Source organism: Nostoc sp. (genome assembly GCF_036917775.1).
In the GTDB taxonomy this organism is placed as follows: domain Bacteria; phylum Cyanobacteriota; class Cyanobacteriia; order Cyanobacteriales; family Nostocaceae; genus Nostoc.
The window spans coordinates 1-23,400 of record NZ_JBALEQ010000002.1 but is presented as its reverse complement, the minus strand read 5'-3'; the positions used below and the strand labels follow the sequence as shown (position 1 = coordinate 23,400).

General features: G+C 41.3%; 21 protein-coding genes. 5 read left to right on the top strand and 16 right to left on the bottom strand.

Features of this window, described 5'->3' with window-relative positions:
• Positions 1-14 precede the first annotated feature (14 nt).
• The 3 genes from V7K69_RS00265 to V7K69_RS00255 all read left to right on the top strand — a co-directional run bounded on the left by V7K69_RS00265 (position 15) and on the right by V7K69_RS00255 (position 3,842).
• On the top strand, positions 15-1,412 hold the full coding sequence (locus tag V7K69_RS00265; protein ID WP_335030542.1) for an ATP-grasp domain-containing protein: 1,398 nt from the start codon (positions 15-17) through the stop codon (positions 1,410-1,412).
• A 140-nt stretch (positions 1,413-1,552) separates the two neighbouring features.
• A complete protein-coding gene (locus V7K69_RS00260; protein ID WP_335030541.1) occupies positions 1,553-2,593 on the top strand; it encodes a D-alanine--D-alanine ligase family protein in 1,041 nt (346 codons plus the stop codon).
• 430 nt (positions 2,594-3,023) lie between these two features.
• A complete protein-coding gene (locus V7K69_RS00255; protein ID WP_335030540.1) occupies positions 3,024-3,842 on the top strand; it encodes a beta-1,6-N-acetylglucosaminyltransferase in 819 nt (272 codons plus the stop codon).
• Positions 3,843-4,119: 277 nt separating this feature from the next.
• Here the strand turns inward: V7K69_RS00255 and V7K69_RS00250 are convergent, their stop codons facing one another.
• The 3 genes from V7K69_RS00250 to V7K69_RS00240 all read right to left on the bottom strand — a co-directional run bounded on the left by V7K69_RS00250 (position 4,120) and on the right by V7K69_RS00240 (position 7,741).
• A complete protein-coding gene (locus V7K69_RS00250; RefSeq protein WP_335030539.1) occupies positions 4,120-4,923 on the bottom strand; it encodes a phytanoyl-CoA dioxygenase family protein in 804 nt (267 codons plus the stop codon).
• A 291-nt stretch (positions 4,924-5,214) separates the two neighbouring features.
• Positions 5,215-6,660 carry an MFS transporter gene (locus V7K69_RS00245; protein ID WP_335030538.1) on the bottom strand — a complete coding sequence of 482 codons (1,446 nt, stop codon included), beginning with the start codon at positions 6,658-6,660 and terminating at the stop codon, positions 5,215-5,217.
• Between the two features lie 184 nt (positions 6,661-6,844).
• The gene (locus V7K69_RS00240) at positions 6,845-7,741 is read right to left on the bottom strand and encodes an ATP adenylyltransferase family protein (protein WP_335030554.1); all 897 of its coding nucleotides are present in this window, start codon (positions 7,739-7,741) and stop codon (positions 6,845-6,847) included.
• 238 nt (positions 7,742-7,979) lie between these two features.
• Between V7K69_RS00240 and V7K69_RS00235 the strand changes: the two genes are divergently transcribed.
• Positions 7,980-9,245, top strand: a complete 1,266-nt coding sequence (locus V7K69_RS00235) for an HhoA/HhoB/HtrA family serine endopeptidase (protein WP_335030537.1) — start codon at positions 7,980-7,982, stop codon at positions 9,243-9,245.
• A 288-nt stretch (positions 9,246-9,533) separates the two neighbouring features.
• Positions 9,534-9,788, top strand: a complete 255-nt coding sequence (locus V7K69_RS00230) for a hypothetical protein (RefSeq protein ID WP_335030536.1) — start codon at positions 9,534-9,536, stop codon at positions 9,786-9,788.
• Positions 9,789-10,098: 310 nt separating this feature from the next.
• On the opposite strand, the gene aroF is transcribed toward V7K69_RS00230, so the two are convergent.
• The 13 genes from aroF to kdpA form a co-directional block, all read right to left on the bottom strand.
• Positions 10,099-11,157: a 3-deoxy-7-phosphoheptulonate synthase gene (gene aroF, locus V7K69_RS00225; protein WP_114082068.1), complete on the bottom strand. Its 1,059-nt coding sequence runs from the start codon at positions 11,155-11,157 to the stop codon at positions 10,099-10,101.
• Positions 11,158-11,438: 281 nt separating this feature from the next.
• Positions 11,439-11,909 carry a PAM68 family protein gene (locus tag V7K69_RS00220; protein WP_114082067.1) on the bottom strand — a complete coding sequence of 157 codons (471 nt, stop codon included), beginning with the start codon at positions 11,907-11,909 and terminating at the stop codon, positions 11,439-11,441.
• 12 nt (positions 11,910-11,921) lie between these two features.
• The gene (gene rpsO / locus V7K69_RS00215) at positions 11,922-12,191 is read right to left on the bottom strand and encodes a 30S ribosomal protein S15 (RefSeq protein WP_041565894.1); all 270 of its coding nucleotides are present in this window, start codon (positions 12,189-12,191) and stop codon (positions 11,922-11,924) included.
• Positions 12,192-12,575: 384 nt separating this feature from the next.
• Positions 12,576-14,351 (bottom strand): iron uptake porin, encoded by a 1,776-nt coding sequence (locus tag V7K69_RS00210; RefSeq protein WP_335030535.1) that lies wholly within the window; start codon positions 14,349-14,351, stop codon positions 12,576-12,578.
• Positions 14,352-14,544: 193 nt separating this feature from the next.
• Positions 14,545-15,993 carry a hypothetical protein gene (locus V7K69_RS00205; RefSeq protein ID WP_335030534.1) on the bottom strand — a complete coding sequence of 483 codons (1,449 nt, stop codon included), beginning with the start codon at positions 15,991-15,993 and terminating at the stop codon, positions 14,545-14,547.
• 101 nt (positions 15,994-16,094) lie between these two features.
• Positions 16,095-16,352 (bottom strand): DUF7219 family protein, encoded by a 258-nt coding sequence (locus V7K69_RS00200; RefSeq protein ID WP_335030533.1) that lies wholly within the window; start codon positions 16,350-16,352, stop codon positions 16,095-16,097.
• Between the two features lie 64 nt (positions 16,353-16,416).
• Positions 16,417-16,584 carry a hypothetical protein gene (locus V7K69_RS00195; protein ID WP_335030532.1) on the bottom strand — a complete coding sequence of 56 codons (168 nt, stop codon included), beginning with the start codon at positions 16,582-16,584 and terminating at the stop codon, positions 16,417-16,419.
• Positions 16,585-16,599: 15 nt separating this feature from the next.
• Positions 16,600-16,998 (bottom strand): hypothetical protein, encoded by a 399-nt coding sequence (locus V7K69_RS00190; RefSeq protein ID WP_335030531.1) that lies wholly within the window; start codon positions 16,996-16,998, stop codon positions 16,600-16,602.
• Positions 16,999-17,172: 174 nt separating this feature from the next.
• Complete coding sequence (locus tag V7K69_RS00185; protein WP_335030530.1) at positions 17,173-17,505, bottom strand: TrkA C-terminal domain-containing protein; 333 nt, start codon at positions 17,503-17,505, stop codon at positions 17,173-17,175.
• 276 nt (positions 17,506-17,781) lie between these two features.
• A complete protein-coding gene (gene kdpC, locus V7K69_RS00180; RefSeq protein WP_335030529.1) occupies positions 17,782-18,423 on the bottom strand; it encodes a K(+)-transporting ATPase subunit C in 642 nt (213 codons plus the stop codon).
• Entirely contained in the window at positions 18,423-18,692 is a 270-nt protein-coding gene (locus tag V7K69_RS00175) for a potassium-transporting ATPase subunit F (RefSeq protein WP_335030528.1), read from the bottom strand. Before V7K69_RS00175 ends, kdpC begins: the two co-directional genes overlap by 1 nt.
• A gap of 6 nt (positions 18,693-18,698) precedes the next feature.
• Positions 18,699-20,840 carry a potassium-transporting ATPase subunit KdpB gene (gene kdpB / locus V7K69_RS00170; protein WP_335030527.1) on the bottom strand — a complete coding sequence of 714 codons (2,142 nt, stop codon included), beginning with the start codon at positions 20,838-20,840 and terminating at the stop codon, positions 18,699-18,701.
• 73 nt (positions 20,841-20,913) lie between these two features.
• The gene (kdpA, locus tag V7K69_RS00165) at positions 20,914-22,659 is read right to left on the bottom strand and encodes a potassium-transporting ATPase subunit KdpA (RefSeq protein ID WP_335030526.1); all 1,746 of its coding nucleotides are present in this window, start codon (positions 22,657-22,659) and stop codon (positions 20,914-20,916) included.
• Between the last annotated feature and the right edge of the window lie 741 nt (positions 22,660-23,400).

The following is a 23,400-nucleotide window of genomic DNA, read 5'->3' as shown; positions in this document are numbered from 1 at the left end:
CAAAGGAAAGACTTATGACACAATCAATCTCTTTATCTCTACCTCAATCCACAACACCTTCAATAGGTGTGAGGGTAAAGATAGTGGCTTTATTCAAGACTCTCGGTACTCTGACATTATTACTAATAGCCTTGCCGTTCAATGCTTTTATAGTTTTGATATCTTTGCTGTGGGGCATTGTGCAATCGCCATTTTCGAAAAAAGCTGTCGTAGCTGCTCATCCTCTGACTATTTTGGTGAGTGGGGCAAAGATGACTAAGGCATTGCAACTTGCCCGCTCTTTCCATACAGCAGGACACAGAGTTATTTTGATTGAAGGTCACAAATACTGGTTGTCTGGTCATAGATTTTCTAAGGCGGTAAGTCGTTTTTACACAGTTCCTGCTCCACAATCAGAGCCAGAGGGCTATATCCAGGCGCTAGTAGAAATCGTCAAGAAAGAAAATGTTGACATTTACGTACCTGTATGCAGTCCTGTCGCTAGCTATTATGACTCTTTAGCAAAGCCTGTACTATCAGAATACTGCGAAGTTTTCCACTTTGATGCAGATATCACCAAGATGTTGGATGATAAATTTGCCTTCACCGATCAGGCGCGATCGCTTGGCTTATCTGTCCCCAAGTCATTTAAAATCACAGATCCTCAACAGGTTATTAACTTTGACTTTAGTCAAGAAACCCACAAATATATTCTTAAAAGTATTGATTACGACTCCGTTCGGCGCTTAAATTTAACCAAACTTCCCTGCGAAACTCCAGAAGAGACAGCAGCTTTTGTCAACAGTTTACCCATCAGTCCAGAAAAACCTTGGATTATGCAAGAATTTATTCCTGGCAAAGAATTATGCACTCATAGTACAGTGCGGAATGGGGAACTAAGATTGCATTGCTGTTCAAACTCTTCGGCGTTTCAAATCAACTATGAAAATGTCGAAAATCCCCAAATTCGTGAATGGGTGCAACACTTCGTCAAGAGTTTGCGATTGACTGGACAAGTTTCTTTCGACTTTATCCAAGCCGAAGACGGTACAGTTTACGCCATTGAATGCAATCCTCGCACTCATTCGGCAATCACCATGTTTTACAATCACCCTGGTGTTGCAAACGCCTATTTTGGTAAAACTCCCCTAGATGCACCTCTGGAACCCCTAGCTAGTAGCAAGCCCACTTACTTCACATATCACGAAATCTGGAGACTAACTGGTATCCGTTCTTGGAAACAATTGCAAACACGGTTGAATATCCTAGTAAGGGGAACTGATGCTATTTATCAGCTTGATGACCCTATACCATTTTTAACTTTGCATCACTGGCAGATTCCCTTGCTTTTGCTGAAGAATCTCCAACAACTCAAAGGATGGGTGAAAATAGATTTCAATATTGGTAAATTGGTGGAATTAGGCGGGGATTAAAATAATTCGTAATGATGCTCGTAGCAAGAGACGCGATGAATCGCCGTCTCTACAATTTAGAATTTCCATCAAAAAACCTTAACCGAATCGTATTGCGACGGATATTGTATAAATTTTAACAGTAGATAGAAAGATAAATCATGCCAGCACTTCGTATTCTTCAATTAGTTGGGTCTGCACAGGATGATTTTTACTGTGATTTATCACGACTTTACGCCCAAGATTCTTTGGCAGCAATGATACAGCGATCGCAGTATGATTTTCAGATTGCATACATCACACCCGATCGCCAGTGGCGCTTTCCTCGTTCCCTCAGCCCTGAAGATATTGCTGACACCAAAGCAATGTCTCTATCTGATGCCATAGAGTTTATAACAGCACAAAACATTGACCTCGTGTTACCGCAGATGTTTTGCATTCCGGGAATGACTCACTACCGTGCCTTATTTGACCTGCTGAAGATCCCCTATATTGGTAATACTCCAGATATTATGGCGATCGCAGCCCACAAAGCCAGAACCAAAGCAATTGTCGAAGCAGCAGGGGTGAAAGTGCCTCGTGGAGAACTACTGCGTCAAGGAGACGTTCCGACAATTCCACCTCCAGCAATCATCAAACCCGCAAGTTCCGACAACTCTTTAGGAGTAGCCTTAGTTAAAGATATTACTGAATATGATGCTGCTTTGAAGAAAGCATTTGAATATGATTCAGAGGTCATAGTAGAAGCATTCATCGAACTAGGTCGAGAAGTTAGATGCGGTATCATCGTCAAAGACAGGGAACTAGTGGGTTTACCCCTAGAAGAATATTTGGTAGACCCCCACGAAAACCCCATCCGCAGCCATGCAGATAAACTCAAACAAACGGACGATGGCAATTTGGGTTTTGCTGCTAAAGATAATATGAAGTCTTGGATTGTAGACCCCAACGACCCGATTACCCAAAAGGTTCAGCAAGTGGCTAAGAAGTGTCATCAAGCTTTAGGTTGTCGTCACTACAGTTTATTTGACTTCCGCATCGACCCAAAGGGAGAACCTTGGTTTTTAGAAGCCGGGTTGTATTGTTCTTTTGCTCCCAAAAGCGTGATTTCCTCTATGGCGAAAGTAGCGGGAATCCCTCTAAATGAGTTATTCATGACGGCTATCAATGAAACATTGGGCAGTAAAGCGTTGCAGAATTGATTGGCAGAGATTTTTCTTGTTTTAGTGTATGGGTGCGATCGCTGATTAAGAAGTCGGTTGAGGAAGCGATCGCTTCGATCTAATTTTCCAGACTCAAACCCATTGGCTTATCTTCTCCTTTTCATGTGCCAACAAAGACGCTAATGCTTTCCCAATACGGTTCGGTTAAGGCAAGAGACGCAATAAATCGCCGTCTCTACATAATCAGTCCTTTGTAGAGACGGCGATTTATCGCGTCTTTGTGATCTAGGACGTGTCATCAAAAAACCTTATCCGAACCGTATTGAATGCTTTCCCAGACAAATATTTTATTTAAAAAGTCATACAATTTAAGCAAATGTCTAATTACCCTAGTAATTCAATAGGTTTTATTTTACTAACTCATACAAACCCTCAACAAATTTACAGATTGATAAATACGTTAAACAGGATGTTCAACTATCCTTTAATTGTGTGTCATCATGATTTCTCAAAATGTGATTTATCTGTAGATACTCTGTCAAAAAATGTCTTAGTAGTACGTCCTCACCTACAGACAGAATGGGCGAAGTTTACTTTAGTAGAAGCTACAGTACAGGCACTACAACTGATGTATGAGGTTCCAGATGCACCGGATTGGTTTGTATTACTCAGTGAAGCAGACTATCCCATTAAAACTGCAAGACAAATATTGGACGATCTAGCCTCAAATCCTTATGATGCTTATATTCAGTATGAGCCAATCACATATAAAATTTATAAAAGCGATTTAACACCAAATATGTTATGGCTGAAAAATTCCTATCAACGATATTGTACAAAGTCATTTTCTTTTAATTTATCAAAAAAATATTTTGCTCAACTAAATCTAGAAGTACGCTTAGAACACCCACTATTAACAAAAGCTTTCCTTCCTTTTTCTAATAAACTTGCTTGCTTCAGTGGAAGTCAATGGTTTTGTGCCAATCGCAAAGCTGCTAAATACATTATTGATTTCCACAGTCAGAAAAATGCTTTAACTTTGTACTACAGCAATCTTAAATATACAGACGAGTCGTATTTTCAAACTATACTTGCTAATGCACCTAACCTGAAACTAAAAAATGACCGTCGCCGATATATTGATTGGTCAACTGGAGGTACTCACCCCAAAGTATTGCTAATGGAAGATTTGCCTAATCTAATTGCATCATCTGCTCATTTCGCTCGGAAATTTGACATTGATATAGATAGCAATATTCTCGATGAACTTGATAAGATTACATCCTAATATTCACTTAAAATTCTGAGCAACTCAGCTAAATAAATCCCAACTATATAAGACTCCTATTTGATTTTTGAACGGATACGTAGGGTGTGTTAGCGACAGAGTAACACGCCACTACATATACTGTACAAACCTCTTGACTTTGCGTTCTTTGCGTCCTTTGCGGTTCGTTATTTCATTCTCCGCCTTAGTTCAAATACCGTATAAAAATAAACTTACACATTTGGGATGCTCTCATTTGGGATGCTCTTGATAGCAGCAACCACCTGTAAATTTAGGACTAACGATGCACTTCAACTCTAGGAAACATATCGCAGTCTATTGGCTCACCAGGTTTTTTGGCTTTGAATGAATTAAATTCTGGGAGATCAATTTCTTCAAGAGGTCTGAAAGGCCATGCTTTCGGGCGGTGATAGTAAGTAACATCATCACCAGTCCAATTCGTTACAACTGCACGGCGTTGGGTGGAAGATATGTTAGTTACTGAATGATGAATTGTCAGAAAATGATGAACCAAGCAATCTCCAGGCTCCATATCCCAAGACAAAATTTCGTGAGGCTCTGGCTCTAAGAACCATGAGGGATCTGATCCCTCACGTAGCTCTTTGCCCCATCGATGAGAGCCTTTGATATACTCTAATCGACCATTTTCTTGGTTCGCGCTATCTAAAGCCAGCCAAATTTTACAACACTGCCAACCTTGTATAGGCCAGTAAGGTAGGTCATTGTGCCATCCCACACGGCTGTTTGCTTTCGGCTTTTTCACAAAAAAACCGTCAGCCAAAAAGTTTAGTTTTTCTGATTTCAATACTTGAGCAGCAAGCTTTGCTAGCGGAGATTCAAAAGCCAAAGCACGGAAATCAGCATCAGTGAGCCATAAGCTACTGGTATGCTCCACACGGCCTTCTGGTCTGGGGATGCCTTTAACCTCCAGAGGACCAGGGATTAATACATTTCTGTCAACAGCTGTTCGTATCCGTTCTACCCAGATATCATCCAAAACATTTTTGACGCAGATAACGCCGTCTTGCTCAAAAGCTTCAACTTGCTGAAGACTGATTTTTGATGTGTCTACCTTAAGCATCCTAACTGTTTTAAATTTTGAAATTTAACTTATTTGAATTAGATAAGCTAATTGGCATTCAAATTGCATATTGAAACAGGAATTATAACCAGACTGCAAATTAAATACATATTAGCTTATGTAACAACAGATTTAAAGAACATGATTCACTAACATGAACTTTTTCACTATGTTACAAAGCTTTTTTAGTATAGAGTATAGACATAATTTATAAATTCTTTCTGTAGTTAGATAAATATCGAAATTGAGTGTAACATTGTGTATTTACATCTGTAATCAACAAATTTTAGCCTAACTACCCAAGTCTTGTTTTACAATGAGTGGAACAAGTGATGCTAGTCGTAATATCCCAGATACAATAAACACTTCCGCTATGCCAAAAGACCCAGCAAATTGAGCGATTAAGCCACCTATAGTTGCTCCTAAAGCACCACTTGCTCCCGCAATAGCTGCTGCTGTTGCAAAATAGATAGACTGATTTTTTACTGTTGCAATCTCTATCTGAAGATTGTTGCTGCACAAGTCAATTGCTCCCCAATTACCCCCAATAAATATGTGCAATAGCGGCAACCACAGCCAAAGATCGAGAGGACTAGAACCAATCCTCAGCCACAACCAGGGTATGATTGCAATTAGAATTCCACTAGAAATTAGAATCGGACGATTGCCTATTTTATCTGATAATCTACCCCACAGAATGAGCATCAGCATATGTGCCCCTGCACGCAGGCTGTTATAAAAAGTTACCCAACTTACATCCAGGTTTAGCGTATCTAGTAAGTAGAGATTAAAAAACGGGGCACTCAGGTTAACAGCAAATGTCCATGAGCCGAAATAAAGCAGAAACACCAAAAAATTAGAGTTTTTCCAAATACTGCTATCTATGTTGTTTTGGGGAGTTGGTATTTGCGGCAGACAGATGGCTTCAGATATCTCACCAGGTTCATTTAGTGTCGAGTCTGACTTAATTTCACTGGTTTGAGATGAGTTAGCATAATAAGTATTTTGTAATTGGGGATTGATATCTACCTGAAAATATTGACACCCCAAACTCACAATTCCAAAGATAATGCCTAAGAACAAAATCACCCCATAACCTTGGATACTTCCCCCATACCAATGGGATACAGCTAGACCAGCTATTGGCAAACTGACCAATTCGGTTAAGTTGGCAATACTATTTCGTAAGCCGAAATATCTTCCTCGTAATTGACGTGGGACTAACATTGCTATCCAACTCAACCACGATGCGGCTCCTAGTCCTCCTAAAAAATGGCTGCATACGAGAATCAAAAGCGACAATATCACTAATTGGTTGGAATTAAGCCCTCCCCAACTAAAGCTAACAATGCCAATTACTAAAATCAACCACAGTAGCCGAGCAATCCCATGAGTGCGAAGGGAGTAATGAAAGCGGCTAGTGCTGCGTTCAGACAAATAAGCACCCATCGGCTGAAAGAGATTCACCAACATGGGGATAGAACTCACCATGCCAAATACCATCGGCGTGGCATCTAACTCTACCAAAAAATTCCCTAGTAAAATTCCGCCAGTACCAACAGAAAAAACTGCTGCGAAAACACCATCCACAGTAGAAGCTCTCAAACTACTGCGAATAGCATCTTTAGAAATACGAGGGCTAAGTGTTGAGGCTGGAGAGAGGGTTGTTGATGGTGAGGCAATTTGAGCAATTTCTATAGGAAGAGGCGCACCTATTTCAACCTGATAAGAATCCATAAATCTAGCATTTAAGAAAATGATAGCAAAGCATCTATCTAAAATTAAATAGGGCTTAGGCATTAACTACAAAATGTAGGGCAATGTATAAATTACCCCTACGGCACAAGTCTATTTCCCACTAAAGAATGATTAATAAAAAGCTGAAACCAAGTATTTACGTTGATACACAACATAAATTTGATTAAGATAGAGCAACATTTTTGAGAATGGTCATCGGCCCTTGGGCTTTGAGAATCTCCATTTCGGCTGCGTTTCGCACTAGCAAAGTACCAGCGAATCCTAATGAATTCACAGAAATAGACTGAAAATGCTCCTGCGATCGCGGTACGATTAACATCCATTCTCGTGTCGCTAGTAAATTGTAAGCACCCAATTGCCTTGCATCTAAACCCACAGCCCCTAGCAAAGTGCGATAAATTTCTAGTGTTGCTTGGGCTGCTGTCAATGGCGACTCCATCCAATCAGGATTTAGTGGCGCAAAAGCGTGTATAAAAGGAAGCTTTGTTAAAGTTGCCTTCGAGTCCTGAAATTGTGTTGCCCTGAGTAGAGGTTCAATAGGTATCTGTGGCCCTGAAGGTACAAGTGGTAGTGGCACTAATTGTAAGTGTTTGTGTCGCTGACTAGCACCTGCATTTTTGCCACTGTTGTAAAATGCTAAACCATAAAAATCAGCCAAACACGCCCACATAGCGGCAAAATCTTCCAGAGTCAGCAAACTTTCCTGTTCCTCGAAGGCACGGGTGATGATTAGCAGATGGCGATCGACAACATTATATTTATTTAAAATACATACATGAGTATCAGAGATATCCGCCACAAATAAATCCTCTTCATAAGGCAAAAAAGGATTAAACTCTTGACCAGAGATAGCAGATTTTTTTTCCTGTTTCTCCTTAGCTGCTTTTTTGCGATTCAGATTAGACAAAATCCGCACCAAAAAGCGCACGCCATCCTGTTCGATAAATTCAAATTCTGTCGGAATCGACAGTAACGCCCCGCATTGCAAAGCATATTCAGTTCGTTCTTTAACACTTGTCCATAAAGTGCCAGATTTCAGTAATATTTTCCCCTGTGGCATTTTCATTCCTTCACACATGGTATAAAACACGCAGTCAACTTAACGTAAAACTGTTGGTTAGAAACCGCTCTGGCTCTAAGTTGACAAGCATGACAACTGTGTAACCTTACGAATGAGTATATTCCAATAAGGTTTAGTAAAATACCAAAGCTTTCACAACAACGCAATACCTCTGCAACAAAACTGTCACAAATCATATCTACATTAGTAATACATCTAAATATCCTTCCAGACAGCAATGCAAAACCAATCTCGTGATGGAGAACACCCATCAAATAGCATTTTATCCAACACTGCTGACACCAAATACCATAATCAAGCACCCTGGAAAAAGGCTGCCGCCTCTCTATCGCTGGTGCTGCTGGGATCAGGTATGACTTTGGCAGGTGGTTACATGGCTGGACATTCTCAGCAGGTGTCTGAGACTGCATCTAATTTGGGAGTGAGTCGCGTAAATGCTGCTCCTCCAGTATCAGCTGCCACAGATCCTAACTTTGTCACCCAAGTTGTACAAAAGGTCGGGCCAGCAGTAGTGCGGATTAATTCTTCCCGAACAGTAAAAAGCCGGATACCAGATGAATTTAACGATCCGTTTTTTCGCCGCTTTTTTGGTTCCCAACTGCCACAATCACAAGAAAGGGTAGAACGGGGTACTGGTTCAGGTTTTATCATCAGTGCCGATGGTCGGATTCTCACTAACGCTCATGTGGTAGATGGTGCTGATACGGTGACAGTCACGCTCAAGGATGGGCGCACCTTGGAAGGTAAAGTGTTAGGAAAAGATGAATTAACCGATGTCGCTGTTGTCAAGATTCAAGCAAACAATCTACCTTCAGTAGCCATAGGTAACTCAGATCAACTGCAACCGGGAGAATGGGCGATCGCGATCGGCAACCCCCTTGGACTAGATAATACAGTAACAACCGGAATCATCAGTGCTACCGGACGCAGCAGCAATCTAATCGGCGCTGCCGATAAGCGAGTAGAGTATATTCAAACTGATGCAGCCATTAACCCCGGTAACTCCGGCGGCCCCCTGCTAAATTCCCGTGGTCAAGTAATTGCCATGAATACAGCTATAATCCAAGGGGCACAAGGATTAGGCTTTGCTATTCCCATCAACACAGCACAACGCATTTCCAGTCAAATAATAGCTACAGGCAAAGTAGAACATCCTTACCTGGGAATTCAAATGGTGGGGTTAACACCTCAGATAAAACAAAATATCAACTCAGATCCCAATAGTGGTTTGAGTGTAGATGAAGATAAAGGTGTATTAGTTGTAAAAGTTATGCCAAATTCACCAGCTGCTAAAGCAGGAATACGTGCTGGTGATGTTATCCAAAAGCTTGGTGGGCAAGCAGTCACAGATGCCAACAGTGTCCAAAAGGTAGTAGAAAATAGCCAAATTGGGGGGGATTTGCGCTTAGAATTACGTCGCAATGGACAGAATCTTAATGTCGCTGTGCAACCTGGTGCTTTCCCCACCGCACCAGTACAATAAAAGTTTTGCTATTGAGTCAAAGTGAATTTTTTGGGATGGGCAAAATACCCATCCTTTTTTTTTAGATGGCAAAGATAAGGTGGGCACTACCACTATCTAAAAATAGTTTTTTTTAAAAGCAGAGTTATTTTTATATTTTTTATCCATGACATTAGTCATGGTTTAACTAATTACCTTTTTCACTATTTTATATCTATTTTCAGTCCTATTATTTACTTGTCAAAGAGATTAAGATTTTGCGAAAAATTAATCTCTTTGATGTCTACATCATAGAAGGAAAGTTTGCGAATGAGTATTAAAAGAATGCTTGCTAGTGCAGCACTGATTTTACCAATTGCTGTTACCTTTATTCCTTCCCAAGCCGATGCTCAGGCTAGATGGTCAGTTAGGCGGCCAGTTCCAGTTAGAGTAATCAGAAGACCATCGCCAGTTAGGGTTTATACCCCTGCTCAAGCGAGAAGAAGGATACTTATTCCTGGACGTTGGATGCAGACAAATCGTGGTCGTCGATGGATACCTGCTCACTATGTATATAGAAGATAAAAAGACCTACAAATGCAAAAAACATTGACCATCAATATTGATTGCAGAGTTGTTTTTTCATAGATTTAGTTAGTGTTTAAAAATCCCCTTTAGAAATATTTTAAAGGGGTTTATTTCATGCTTACAATAAATAGGTAGTTGACATCCTCACCGCCGTATTCGCCCTTGGCGTTCCCGTTGGCGCAGCCTCTCCAAGAGTTGGGTATGCACTCTTAAGAAGGAGTAATAAGTAATAAGTAATGAGTAAATACCCATTTTTCATCCACTCATTACTCATTTATTTATGCCCAGCAAGAAGTTGAACTGAATTTTAAGCTAGAGCTACTGCTGGTTGCTGCCAGCGCCCTACCGCCTTACCAATGACTGCTAATTCTTGCATTAATTTATCAAAACGGTCTGGTGTTACAGATTGGGGGCCGTCGGATAAAGCTTTGGCAGGGTTGGGATGAACCTCTATCATCAGAGAATCTGTGCCAGCTGCGATCGCAGCCATTGCCATTGAAGGCACAAACTCAGACCAACCTACGCCGTGGCTGGGGTCAATCATAATTGGCAGGTGAGTCAGTTTCCGCAACACTGGCACTACCGATAAATCCAGCGTATTTCGCGTATATTGGCGGTCAAAGGTGCGTATTCCCCTTTCACACAAAATTACATTGGGATTGCCAGATGCCAAAACATACTCGGCTGCCATCAACCAATCTTCAATAGTAGCCGCCATTCCCCGCTTCAAGAGAACTGGTTTCGGCTGCGCTCCCACTTTTTTGAGCAAGGAGAAATTCTGCATATTTCTTGCTCCTACCTGAATCACGTCAGCAACTTCGACAATTTTATCCAGGTCAGCCGCATCCATCACTTCTGTAATAATACCTAGTCCACTGACTTCCCGCGCCTTTGCTAATAAATCCAAAGCACTCTCGCCGTGTCCTTGGAAGGCGTAAGGTGAAGTTCGGGGTTTATATGCCCCTCCGCGCAAAAATTTTGCTCCAGCCGTCTTGACGCGCCGTGCCGTCTCTACAATCATTTCTTCATTTTCTACTGAGCAGGGGCCGGCAACGACTACCAAAGGCTGATGTTCACCAAATACCACTGCTCCATTAGGAGTATTAACTACCACTTCCGAAGCCTCGCCGTGACGGTATTGGCGACTGGCTCGTTTGTAAGGCTGCTCTACCCGTAACACCTGCTCAATCCAGGGGCTAAGTTCCTGAATTTGTAATGGATCTAAACTGGCAGTTTCACCGACAAGACCAATAACTACTTTATGTTGACCAACAATTTTTTCTGGAGTTAGCCCCCAGCTAGTTAATTCCTCATCAATGCGGTTTATTTCCGCTTCTGGGGAACCAGTTTTCATTACTATAATCATGTGAAAGTTCCTGATTAATTGAGTAAAATTTTTTGTAAATGGGCTAACTTTATTGTTGCCTATTGCCCTAATTACGAATAGTTAAAAACAAAATTTATTTACAAAATAAATAGACAAAATTATAGCGCTCAGTCAGTAGTTTTACTACTGGGTAGCTGGATGTAGGTATAAAAAAATTATATAATTTTAATTAGCAATGTTGAAGTTATAAAATTTCAACTTCAACATTCACTTCTTTTTTTACCCAATACCGCAGTTACTTAATACCTGAGCGCCGTTAATTATGAGTTTTTTTGCCGAGTTTCGCGCCAAGCTGCCACCATTCGTCCCCAATTGGTGTTGAACTCACCCACACCTAGCAAACTTCCGACTCTTTCTTCATCCCAAGAGGCAGAGAGAACGCCATAAGTTATGCCTAAGACCCCCAAACCAAATAGCCCCATGTTCACCAATAACACGGCGATGGGAGCTAGTTGGATGTCGGAGTAGATAGCAAGCAGATAGCTAACAACTAGGACACTAATGCCCAAAGCTGTTGGTACGCCACAGAAACCAGCTACCCGTCGGATCATCCTCTGGCTGACTACTTGAGGAATAGCCATCTCTTGTTTGGTGTAAGTCAGTTTTTTATCAGCCTGTTTGCCAGATTCTTGTGGCTGTGCTGCTGGTTTACTTTGAGTTTTTGCGGGTTTTTGGCGCTTTTTGTTTGGTTCAAAGGGCAAGCGACTGCGTTCAGATTCTTCAGCAGACATAAGCGTTAGTCCCTATCCACGAATACCGAGGCGAGCGATCAAAGCTTGATACTTTTCCCGGCTTTCCTGCGATATGTAGGCTAGAAGACGTTTACGCTGACCAATTAGCTTCAACAGTCCCCGTCGAGAAGAATGGTCTTTTTTATTTGCCTGGAGATGTTCGCTGAGGCGGTTAATGCGCTCAGTTAGCATGGCAACTTGGACATCAGCCGAACCAGTGTCGGTTTCGTGAACTTGGTAATTGGAAATGATTTCTTGTTTCCGCAGTTGCGTCAGGGCCATGATTGATTCAATTGCTAGTTTTTCTAAATGTATGCAGCAGTCTCCTATAATATCACAGCCCTTAAGCTGGATGTCGAATCATCTTTGCTGCTATGTCTGGCACTCTAAGAGACTAAGTAAGTCTAGAGACATCCAGTATTTTCTTCATATAGAGGCTGAATAAGGTAATTTTAAATGGTAGCTTCCGTGTCGATATTTGAAGGTTTGTCTGGATTGGTAAACCATTTGTCCTGGCATTTCTTCCAGTTGTTTTTTACGCCAGACAGCAGAAACGTTATTTCAACCCAAATACAAAACTTTCGGTTAGGAGGAAAGGATTTAAATTCACCTTTCCCCCTTGCCCTTTAACCTTTTCCTAGATTGGACTTGTGTTCACCAAGTCTTTTAAAAGGTGAAAGTTGTTCTCAGAGTACCGATAATTGCATCGTCGTTAGCGCTGCTTTGTCCAGGAGAGGTCAACCAGATGACACCAGGGGTAATTGAGATGTTATCTGACACGCGATACTTGTAGAAGCCTTCAAAGTGATAAGGGATATCATTACCAACAAAACCTGGTCGGTTAAACGAATATGGTTCTGCACCAGCAAAAATACCTAAAACGTTACCTTTTTTACCGAAGTCAGGTAACGCTACCCCAAGACCATAGCTCCAAGCTTCATAATCATCACCAGCACCAAAGCCTGAGATATCGTGGTAAGAAATGAAGCCACTAATTGAAAGTTTGTCGCTGGGTCTGAAGGCTGCTTCTATACCGTAAGAATTACTAGAAGATGCGCTTAGGGTACTTAGGGTGTTAGCTTGATCAGTACCTACGACGCGGTTAGCACTACCCAAACCACCACCTAGATCAAATAAATTCCCGCCTCCAGCACCATGATATCCGTGAACGTAGGTCGCAGCGATCGCCAAGCGATCGCCAACACTAAAGTTCAACTGTCCAAGAGCCGCATAGTTACCCTCCAACAAACCTTGATTGGCTCCAGGATTGTTAGCATTTGAGGCCAAGTAACCAACAGTCAATGAACTTGGTTTGAAAAAGCTGCCACCGCTACTAAAAGGTATAGTCAATGCAGCACCGGCACCACCACCAATCCGATAGATGGGACTTTCAGAAGCAAAGCTAGACAAAGCACCATTACCACCATCAAAGTCCTCAAAGTAAGGATTATTAGTGGCAACATAATCGCTATGAATACCTCCAGTAGCCGCAAAGTAAGCTTCAACTGGGCCTATGGGTACGTAATATGCTAACCAGTCTATATTGACACTGTTGTTAACACTGCTACCGATTTGAAAAGTTTGTGTACCTTCAGCAGTATTGATAGGAACACCAGCATTATCCACTTGATTGAAGGCTAGTGCATTACCGGCTGCAAGACGGGTGTGTAAAACGTCTTTACCTGTGAAGCTGGTTTGCAGGTCTAAACGTACCCTATCTTGGAAAACAGTATTATTAGCATCGCCAGTGTTGCCACCAAAAATATCACTAACAGCAAAAATAGCTTCACCCACAAGCTTGGTTGTAGTAGAAAACTGATTTGCTTCTAGTTCAGCAGTTCGTGCTTCTACAGCATCAACTCGACCACGCAAAGTTGCTAGTTCTGCCGAGAATTCTTCTTGCAAACGTTGGAGAGTCGCCAAATCTTGTTTTGTCACCAAGTCAGCAGTTGCTGTCGCAATCAGTTCATTAACCCGATCTAAACAAGCATTCAAACCTGCGGCAAATTCATAACGAGTCAGTGCCCGATTGCCACGATAGGTAGAATTTGGGTATCCAGCAATACAACCGTAGCGTTCAACTAGGGATTGTAAAGCTTGGAACGCCCAGTCAGTCGGCTGTACATCAGAAAACTGAGAAACTGATGTGACTTGAGACAGTGAATTTTGGTTCTTACCCTCGGTGCTATAGCGGTTAACCTCTTCTAAAACCTTATTATCATCAGTCTTTTGGGCAACCAATAGCTGATTAACTTTTGGTTGCTCTGTTTGAATAAATGTTGAAGCATCAGAAGACATTGGTGCTTCTGTCTGAGCGGTTTTTGCCTTTATATCTTCAGAGGAGCCTGCTACTTCAGTAGCTATAGCCCTAGCGGAAACCAACACCGTCACTCCCAAAACTACTGGACTTAGTACCAGAGTTTTCCACAATAGATGAGACATTCTTTATTTTCCTTTCCTAAAAAATACCCGAAATCAATGGGTTAAAGAAAAAGATAACAAGCAGTTATTCTACTTCTTTGAAATCTTATCAGATTGCTGTTATCTAAGCTATATCTGACAAAAGTTTTAGGGATGAAGAATCGTAAAGACTTATTTGTACCTTGTTTGCCAGATTAAGAGATTATGATTGAATTTAGCTCAGTTTTTCGCCATTTCTGGACTTTAGCTTCTTATTCTTGACTCTGATTTGCGGTAAATCCTTTTTATCTTTGTAAAAGTAACAAATTTCAACTAGAGTTGGCCATATTTCTAAAGAACCGTGAAATTGGCTAATAACATCATCAATAATTCTGGAAACGTTTTGCTGAAAAAAGTCGGGTTCAAACCCATAGAATACTCTCGATAAGTTTTCAGCAAACAATTGGAGAGACTGCTTACGTTCTTCGTTCTGGGCAGATATTGAGGCTTTCACTACCTGGCTGTGAATGGCAGAGATTTTTTCCAGAATTTCCTCAGAGTCTTGCAATGTAACCTCACCAGAGTAATCAAACTTGATTCCCAGGTCGTCAAGATGATAAACACTGCTCTTAATCTTCTTTTTCAGCAGGCTACATATTTCCTCATTAAAGAGTTCACTAGCAAGAGGATTACGCATATAATTATTTCTAATATGGTTCTGGACAGCATCAACGTGGGCAGCTGCAATACCCTCTTGCTGTATCCAAATCCTGTAGATATAATCTTCAAATCTGAGCCGAGTGGGAAAAAAAGGTGGTAAACCTAGCTGATTATCATATCCAGCAACTCCACAATCCATTCTCCAGTTTTTGTTGGTGATAACAGGTCGAAAATTAGTCAGAATATAAAAATCATTCAGGTCATTGGGACTGATTTGATTTTCATCATTGAGATACATGTGAATAAAATCAAGTGTATCGATATCATTAGTTCCTGTGCGAAAAGTCTGGGCAATCTTGACGATCGCATTATTTAAGACTCTTCCCTGTTGTAATACGAGGCTGTTTTCTCGAAAGTAGCCTTTGGTTGTGTTGGTTTCTAAATCCATTGCTGTATCAACAACCAATTCTCCAGCCTCGAAGTTTTCTGGTACCTGGCTGGCTTTTTTACCTAGAACATCACTAAAAGCCGTGAGTAAGTCAAAAGATTTATGAACAAAGCCGCCTTGTTGAGTAGACTTGATCAGTTTACCTCGACATATTTCATCACCTGATAAAGACTCTGGGCTAGTTTCAATCAATGCATCTGGTCGCATATCGTCATCTGCACTGACCATTAAATGACCAAGAGTATACATTAAAGTAAAGTTACGATTCCCCCCATAGCTAGGGCGAAATAAGTTTTTGACAAGTGATTCTAGCTTGCGATCGCGCAGTCTTTCATTTAAAAATGTAATAAATTGCTCTTTCTGTTGGGGGCCAACATAATACACATCATTGACTGTCTTAGTCTGCTCTAAGAGTGGGTAATATTTCTCGTGGTTAGCAATACTGGAATCATCAAAGACGATAATTTTTACAGCATGACCATTTGCCCAGAAATTCTCATCATACTTTTCGATGGTCTGTGCTACATCTCTCAATCGATGAGTGGGAATAACAAATATCGTCTCTTTTGCTTTCATAAAATGTGTTTAGGGTTTTCAAATTAAGTTTGATAATTTCAAACTCTGTTTAAATGTTCTCAGCTTACCAATGACTGCATTGCTGTCGTTGCACATTATGATTATTCAAGGGATATGTCGCTACCGATTCCCAGCTTATTTTTACTACTTTCCAACTTTTCCCAGAGTGCCTCAATTTTACCGAAAGCTTCTTCTGTAGATAGTTTTCCACCAGTTTCTAAACTAGTTATGTAGCTAACTCTTTGAGCAAATTCTTGGAGGTTCGCATTAAATACTAGGTTCTCTGGCTTAACTTGACCGTAGTAGTGACTACGAGGGCAGAGAAAGCTATTTGTATCTTGATAATTTAGTTGTGCCATTAATTTACTTCTGACTAATACCAATTAACCGGGAGATTTCTCCAGAAAAATGGTCTTAAACTTATTATTTTGGTGGAAAAATAATTGATATAAAACCTGTCTTGTTTAGATGTGACGAATAAGTAGTTTCCGCCCAGCCTAACCAACTTTTATGGGTATTCACGGCGGGATTGCCTTGATATTCTGCGATCGCAGTTGTGCTAATTAAGATTCCACAAATGGGGCATACCATCCAGAACAGACTCACCTATTTAGGAACGTAGTCAGAGCAATTCAGCGCTTCTTTAGTTAGAGCAGTGGCAGGATTGACTGCACACTTTAGATAAAAGTTGTTGTTAAAAAAATGGCAGCTTTTACAGGGATGTTGCTCTACATATTTGATGCTTACTATTTCGTCTTTATCTTGCACCGCATTTTCTGGGGGATCTTCTAGTGCTTTGCAGACAGATGAAACGAGATAAACGACAATTGCCCAAACAATCATGAAGGAGATATGAGCCAAAAACACCGCTACAAAAGGAATATCTCCTTCATGGGGTTTTGTATCATTATGTGTTGTATTTGCCAGGTTTGCTTCCATCAAGCTAGACTGATAAACAGTTTTTTCGGCTGATATATAAACTTGGAAAAGCCCCAAAATATACATATTAAAAACAAGAAAATTAGTTAGAATCCGATTCAGTAAATGTCAGCTAAATAAACCTTTTTAGAGCAAAAACCGTTAATTTTGCCATTAATTTAAGTTGTAATCTTAGCACCTAAGTTTTTAATCATCTTTGGGTCAGAGGCATGACAATAGAAGAAGTAAATATTCATCTAGCTAATAATATGTGGAGTTGAGATTGTTTGGTATATCTGAGTCATCTGAATTAACAGATTGTTGACCTATCGTCCGAGTTTCTAACAAGCAACTATTGATTGAATAGTAAACAGAATGAATTTTCTTAAGTGTTACCTTGAGAGCAGGAATCATCATCGGATTAGTTGCTATTGCTAAAATGTAGTCTCCAGCAAAAACAGGATAATTATCTGTTACTGAAAGGACTCGATCATCTCTTAAGATTCCTAAAAAAGCGCATTGTTTGGGTAACTGAATTTCAGTTAAGGGAATGCCGCAATAAACGCTATTAGCTTGGATTAAAACACCAAACAAGCTTGGTTCTAAAGTTTTTTTGTATTGAACACAAAATATTTTTTAACTCTAATATTATTGTGCAATATTTCACACAAAAAATATTTTCTTTTAGATATATTTTGCAGGTATATAGAATGGATTAGATACTTTTAAATAGATATATATTTAGAGATATAGTCTTACTTAATTAATCAAAAAAAACTAGATCCCCGACGACTTTTACGAAGTCGGGGATCTGAGCATTAGATAATAATTCTGAATAGTATAAACACGAAATTTCGCGTCTATACTATACTATTTTCCCTTAATCTGATCCAGAGCTAAGTTCAGCTTCAACACATTAACTCCAGGTTCGCCAAAGATGCCGAGAAAGCGACCATCGGTGTTTTGGGCAATCAAAGTTTCCAGTTGGTTGGGCAGAAATCCTCTTGCTTTGGCTACTCGTGAAATTTGCGCGATCGCAGCTTCGGGGGTAATGTGGGGGTCAAGACTAGAACCAGAGGTGTAAACTAAATCGCCAGTCGGCTGTACACCTGCTGTTTTCAGACGAGTGAAGTCACCTTCAACCTTTTTGCTGGGGTCGGGGTCATCTTTACCTTTGATGCGTTCGAGTAATGCGGGATTACTGGGAGCCAAGTTACTAGCGCCAGAAACCCCAGTTTTCAAAACTCCCCCATCGTCCTTTTTGGGATCGGCTGTGCTGTAACTGGTGGTACTGGGACGACTGTTAAAATAGCGATCGCTAGTAAAAGGTTGACCAATCAAAGCAGAACCAACAACTTGACCTGTGCTATTTGTCAGCAAACTACCATTTGCCTGAAACGGAAACACAATCTGCCCAATGGCAATCATCGCAAAAGGATAAATAATCGCACCGATTACCCAGAGTACTAAAGTAGAACGAATAGCTCTGCTAGCTTCACGTGCAAAACTCATTAGAATTTCTCCGGTACAAACATTACAAAAAATAGATAGATGGACAGCCCTAACGTCACCATTCCTAACAGTCCCAATCCCCAAGATTGACTGCGAGAAAGTTGTTCACCAGTAGCGGCATATACCATAGGTGCAACTACTAGGTTGAAACACATCGCCAGGAATAAATACAGTGGTAGCTTTTGTCTACGCCATTGACACCAGATTTCAGTTATTTCTTCTAATACTTGGGATGTAGCGATCGCGCGTCGGATCTGAACAGGTTTCATAGTAAATTAAGACAACGGTAAGATAATATCTATCAGTTTGATGGCAATAAAGGGAGCAACGATGCCGCCAAGACCAAAGATGAAAATGTTGCGACGTAGCAGTTGATCTGCTGTTAAAGGTAAAAACTTTACCCCTCTAAGTGCTAACGGAATGAGTGCCGGAATAATCAAGGCATTGTAAATCAGTGCCGAGACGATCGCAGATTGGGCGCTCTTTAATCCCATAATATTCAGTGCGCCGATTCCAGCCGCCGCAAAGATAGTCGGGATGATGGCAAAATACTTGGCAATATCATTGGCGATGGAGAATGTTGTCAAGGCTCCACGAGTAATTAGCAACTGTTTACCTATGGTTACTAAGTCAATTAGCTTTGTGGGGTCTGAGTCTAAGTCCACCATGTTAGCAGCTTCTTTGGCAGCTTGCGTCCCAGAGTTCATCGCCACACCCACGTTTGCTTGAGCCAAAGCAGGTGCATCATTAGTACCATCCCCAGTCATTGCCACCAGTTTACCCTGAGATTGTTCAGAGCGAATCACCTCAATTTTGTCTTCTGGAGTAGCTTCGGCAATGAAATCATCCACCCCAGCTTCTTCAGCAATTACCGAAGCGGTAATTCGATTGTCACCTGTGAGCATGATAGTCTTAACACCCATGCGGCGGAGTTGGTCAAATCGTTCCCGCAGTCCAGGTTTGACAATATCTTTGAGGTAGATGACACCATAAATTTTGTCATCTTGGCAGACAGCTAAGGGTGTACCACCTAACCGGGAAACTCGCTCATAAGCTGCATCTACATCATCAGGAATATAGCCGCCACGAGAACGGACAAATCCCTTAATGGCATCCACCGCCCCTTTGCGAATTTGTTTGCCATCGGGTAAATTCGTACCACTCATCCGGGTTTTCGCGGAAAATTCTACACCCTCGGCTTTGTCGATATTGAAATCTACCGCAGCCTGAGACTTTTCTGCCAATATCACAATTGATTTGCCTTCTGGCGTTTCATCAAACAAGCTAGCAGCTAGGGAAACTCGCGCCACATCTTCTATTGAGTGATTATCCAGGGGAATAAACTCATCAGCCATCCGATTACCCAAGGTAATCGTGCCTGTCTTATCTAGCACCAAGGTGTTGATGTCGCCACAAGCTTCTACGGCTCGACCAGAGGTAGCAATGACATTAAATTGGGCAACTCTATCCATCCCTGCAATCCCGATCGCACTGAGTAAACCACCGATAGTTGTGGGAATCAAAGCTACCAGTAGCGAGATGAGGATAGCAACGCTAGCACCCGCCCGTAAACTGTTTCCCGCTTCAGCTCCAAAGGCCGTGCTGATAAAGCTGGCAATGTAGGCAACAAATGGGGGCATTGTCGCCACCACAATCAAGAACACTTGTGTTAGCACTGCCAACAATACCGTCAAAGCAATCTCGTTGGGAGTCTTGCTGCGTTCTGCCCCTTCTACCAGGGAAATCATGCGATCAATAAAGCCTTGTCCAGGATCAGCGCTAATGCGAATTGTCAACTCATCAGAGAGTAGGCGTGTACCACCTGTTACCGAACTAGCAATATCTGTACCTGGTTGCTTCAGTACAGGGGCAGATTCTCCAGTAATTGCAGACTCATCCACCGAGCCGATGCCTTTAATTACATCTCCATCGGCGGGAATCATGTTGTTTGCACTGACTTTTACCAAATCGCCCCGTCGCAGTTCCGTAGAATTGACTTGTTGTATAGAACCATCAGGGAGGATTTTGTTAGCGATCGTGTCTGATCGCGTCGATCGCAGTGAATCAGCCTGTGCTTTACCACGTCCTTCAGCTACAGCTTCGGCAAAGTTGGCAAAAACGAGTGTGAAAAAGAGAATAAAGGTAATTAACCCGTTTAATAAGCGTTGTTGATTAATATCTGCCTGAATTGTGCCAAACAAATTTGGGTTAAGGCTAACAAGAAAGGTGACAATTGTCCCCACCCAAACAACAAACATAACTGGGTTTTTGACAGTAATTCGCGGATCGAGCTTGATAAATGACTCACGAATTGCTCTTTGGTAAAGTCCCCGCATATTTGTTTTAGGGGTGTGCTTGCGCGAGTCACGAGTTCCAGATGGAATACGAGTCGAAGGAGAATCAGTAGTAATTGGCATATATTAAATTTTGGGAATGGGGGATTGGGAATGGGGCATTGGGAATGAGGGGTTGTACCTCACTCCCCACTCCCTAGCCGATGCCTTTAGCGATAAAAAAGGCTTCACCGATTGGGCCTAATGCCAGTACTGGGAAAAATGTAAGTGCGCCCAGAATTAAAATTACGCCTGCGGTAACGCCTGTAAATAGTCCAGTATCGGTTCGCAATGTACCAGTAGTGTAAGGAACAGCTTGCTTGCGAGACATACTATCGGCTAAAAACAGCAAACCTAAAATTGGGATATAACGTCCAGCCAGTAAACTGAAGCAGGTACTCAAGTTCCACCACAGAGCAGTTACAGTGGTTTTTGCACCATTAGCGATCGCTAATGGTGAAGGTTGTGAATCTCCCAAACCTTCAAACCCAGAACCGTTGTTAGCAGCAGCTGAGGCGTATTCGTAGATGACTTGAGCAAAGCCGTGGAATCCGGGATTGCTAATTCCTGATAGTTGGTTAGCAAATGCTAGGGTGATACCTGCGGGAATCATAATGGCGATCGGGTGAACCAGCAAAAGCAAGAAACTAGCAAGCACGACTTCACGTTTCTCAATCTTGCGTCCTAGAAATTCTGGTGTACGTCCCACCATTAATCCTGTGGCAAATACTGCCAGGATCAAGTAAGTAAATAAGTAAGCGGTTCCTGTACCCTGTCCACCCCAGATAATTTGCAGGAACATATTGGAAAGGGTAATGAAACCGCCGTTGGGCATAAAGGAGTCGTGTAAACTGTTGACAGCACCAGTCATCGTCCCCGTTGTAACTGTTGCGAACAAGGCAGATTGTGCCCAACCAAACCGCACTTCTTTACCCTCCAGGTTCGGTTGCGAACTTCCCAAAAGTGCATTCACAGCCGGGTTGCCGTTGTATTCTCCAATGGCATTGATAACAACAAATACCATGAAAAGCACACTAATCATGCCATATACTAACCAGGCTTGCTTGGTATTATTAGCAAATAAACCGTAGGTGTAAATCAGGGATGTGGGGATTGAAATCATCGCCACAATTTGAATCAAATTAGAAAATCCGTTGGGATTTTCAAAGGGGTGTGCTGAGTTGATGGCGAAAAAGCCACCGCCGTTTTCCCCTAATTGCTTGATAATTTCAAAATGGGCAACAGGGCCACGAGCGATCGCCTGACTAATATTTGGATCTTCCAAGGTAGGGAATACAACTGCACCCGCCAATGTTTCTGGAACACCAGCAGCTATCAACACAATCCCACCCACAACACAAATAGGCAGCAAAATTCGGGTAATCGAGCGAATTAGGTCTACATAAAAGTTGCCTAACGATCTCCCAGTCAATCCTCGAATAAAAGCAATTCCTACCGCTAAACCAGTTGCAGCAGAGGTAAACATGTGATAGCCAAGTCCCCACATTTGGCTACCATAGCTCATGTAGGTTTCACCAGAATAGTGTTGCTGGTTGGTATTAGTAATAAAAGAAATAGTAGTATGCAGCGCTGTATCCCAAGTTGGGGCATTTATCCCTGTGGGATTAAGGGGCAACCATCCTTGATTCATGATTATCAAGAAAATCAGCAACGCCATTGCTACGTTGCTATATAGAATTGCCCGCCCATACTGCCAGCCCGTCATATTTTCTTTGGCTTTAACACCAACTAAAGCGTAAAGTACTCGCTCAATCGGATTCAAAATTGGGTCGAAAAAAGTACTTTGCTCTAGGTATACACGCGCCATATAGCGCCCAAAAAACGGAGTAATCGCTACAATAACTAACAGCGTTAATACAATTTGAATCCATCTTTCTAGCATTGGAATATTTTAACTCCGATATGAATAAATTTTAGATAAATATCAGATATTTCCTGATTAATAATCAGAAAAATAATGAATTATCTTGACATTATTAACTAACCTATAGCGATGTCTTTACTCAATTAAGTATCAAGCTTTTTGTTAGAGAATACAAGGTATAAATTAATATTTAAACTAGCTAATATAAGAAATATACTTGTCTATATAGACAAGTGTATTCAGAGCGTTTACATCGATATATATCTGCAAATATAGAAAGACAGTAAAAAGTTAGATACCCGACTTCTTAAAGGATGCTGTTGGCGAATAGGGGGTCTTACCCCTCAAAAGCAATGCAGTTTGAGAATAACAGAGCAATAAGTTAACAAACCTAAAAAGGAGCGCTATAATAGCGCTCCTTTTTGAGCATGAAAATTAAAGACCAAAGCACAAATAAGTGTACCTGGACAAAACTGTTGCTGGAAAACCGCTTTAAAATTCAAGCAAAATGAACACTTAATTTGGCAAAATGACTAGTACGAGTTCGAGCTTTAGGAATATAATTTGACCAAGCAAAAAACCGGGTTAAATTAATAGCACAAGCGGTAGCAATGTGTTGTAAATGTGTTTTGACCAGTCCATAATATCGCGCGCGTCGCAAGTCATTTCCTGATTAATAATCAGAAAAATAATGAATTATCTTGACATTATTAACTAACCTATAGCGATGTCTTTACTCAATTAAGTATCAAGCTTTTT

Coding starts and splice junctions, on each gene's coding strand:
- V7K69_RS00265 (WP_335030542.1), top strand. CDS start 15: ATGACACAATCAATCTCTTTATCTCTACCTCAATCCACAACACCTTCA.
- V7K69_RS00260 (WP_335030541.1), top strand. CDS start 1,553: ATGCCAGCACTTCGTATTCTTCAATTAGTTGGGTCTGCACAGGATGAT.
- V7K69_RS00255 (WP_335030540.1), top strand. CDS start 3,024: ATGTTCAACTATCCTTTAATTGTGTGTCATCATGATTTCTCAAAATGT.
- V7K69_RS00250 (WP_335030539.1), bottom strand. CDS start 4,923: ATGCTTAAGGTAGACACATCAAAAATCAGTCTTCAGCAAGTTGAAGCT.
- V7K69_RS00245 (WP_335030538.1), bottom strand. CDS start 6,660: ATGGATTCTTATCAGGTTGAAATAGGTGCGCCTCTTCCTATAGAAATT.
- V7K69_RS00240 (WP_335030554.1), bottom strand. CDS start 7,741: ATGCCACAGGGGAAAATATTACTGAAATCTGGCACTTTATGGACAAGT.
- V7K69_RS00235 (WP_335030537.1), top strand. CDS start 7,980: ATGCAAAACCAATCTCGTGATGGAGAACACCCATCAAATAGCATTTTA.
- V7K69_RS00230 (WP_335030536.1), top strand. CDS start 9,534: ATGAGTATTAAAAGAATGCTTGCTAGTGCAGCACTGATTTTACCAATT.
- aroF (WP_114082068.1), bottom strand. CDS start 11,157: ATGATTATAGTAATGAAAACTGGTTCCCCAGAAGCGGAAATAAACCGC.
- V7K69_RS00220 (WP_114082067.1), bottom strand. CDS start 11,909: ATGTCTGCTGAAGAATCTGAACGCAGTCGCTTGCCCTTTGAACCAAAC.
- rpsO (WP_041565894.1), bottom strand. CDS start 12,191: ATGGCCCTGACGCAACTGCGGAAACAAGAAATCATTTCCAATTACCAA.
- V7K69_RS00210 (WP_335030535.1), bottom strand. CDS start 14,351: ATGTCTCATCTATTGTGGAAAACTCTGGTACTAAGTCCAGTAGTTTTG.
- V7K69_RS00205 (WP_335030534.1), bottom strand. CDS start 15,993: ATGAAAGCAAAAGAGACGATATTTGTTATTCCCACTCATCGATTGAGA.
- V7K69_RS00200 (WP_335030533.1), bottom strand. CDS start 16,352: ATGGCACAACTAAATTATCAAGATACAAATAGCTTTCTCTGCCCTCGT.
- V7K69_RS00195 (WP_335030532.1), bottom strand. CDS start 16,584: ATGGTATGCCCCATTTGTGGAATCTTAATTAGCACAACTGCGATCGCA.
- V7K69_RS00190 (WP_335030531.1), bottom strand. CDS start 16,998: ATGTATATTTTGGGGCTTTTCCAAGTTTATATATCAGCCGAAAAAACT.
- kdpC (WP_335030529.1), bottom strand. CDS start 18,423: ATGAGTTTTGCACGTGAAGCTAGCAGAGCTATTCGTTCTACTTTAGTA.
- V7K69_RS00175 (WP_335030528.1), bottom strand. CDS start 18,692: ATGAAACCTGTTCAGATCCGACGCGCGATCGCTACATCCCAAGTATTA.
- kdpB (WP_335030527.1), bottom strand. CDS start 20,840: ATGCCAATTACTACTGATTCTCCTTCGACTCGTATTCCATCTGGAACT.
- kdpA (WP_335030526.1), bottom strand. CDS start 22,659: ATGCTAGAAAGATGGATTCAAATTGTATTAACGCTGTTAGTTATTGTA.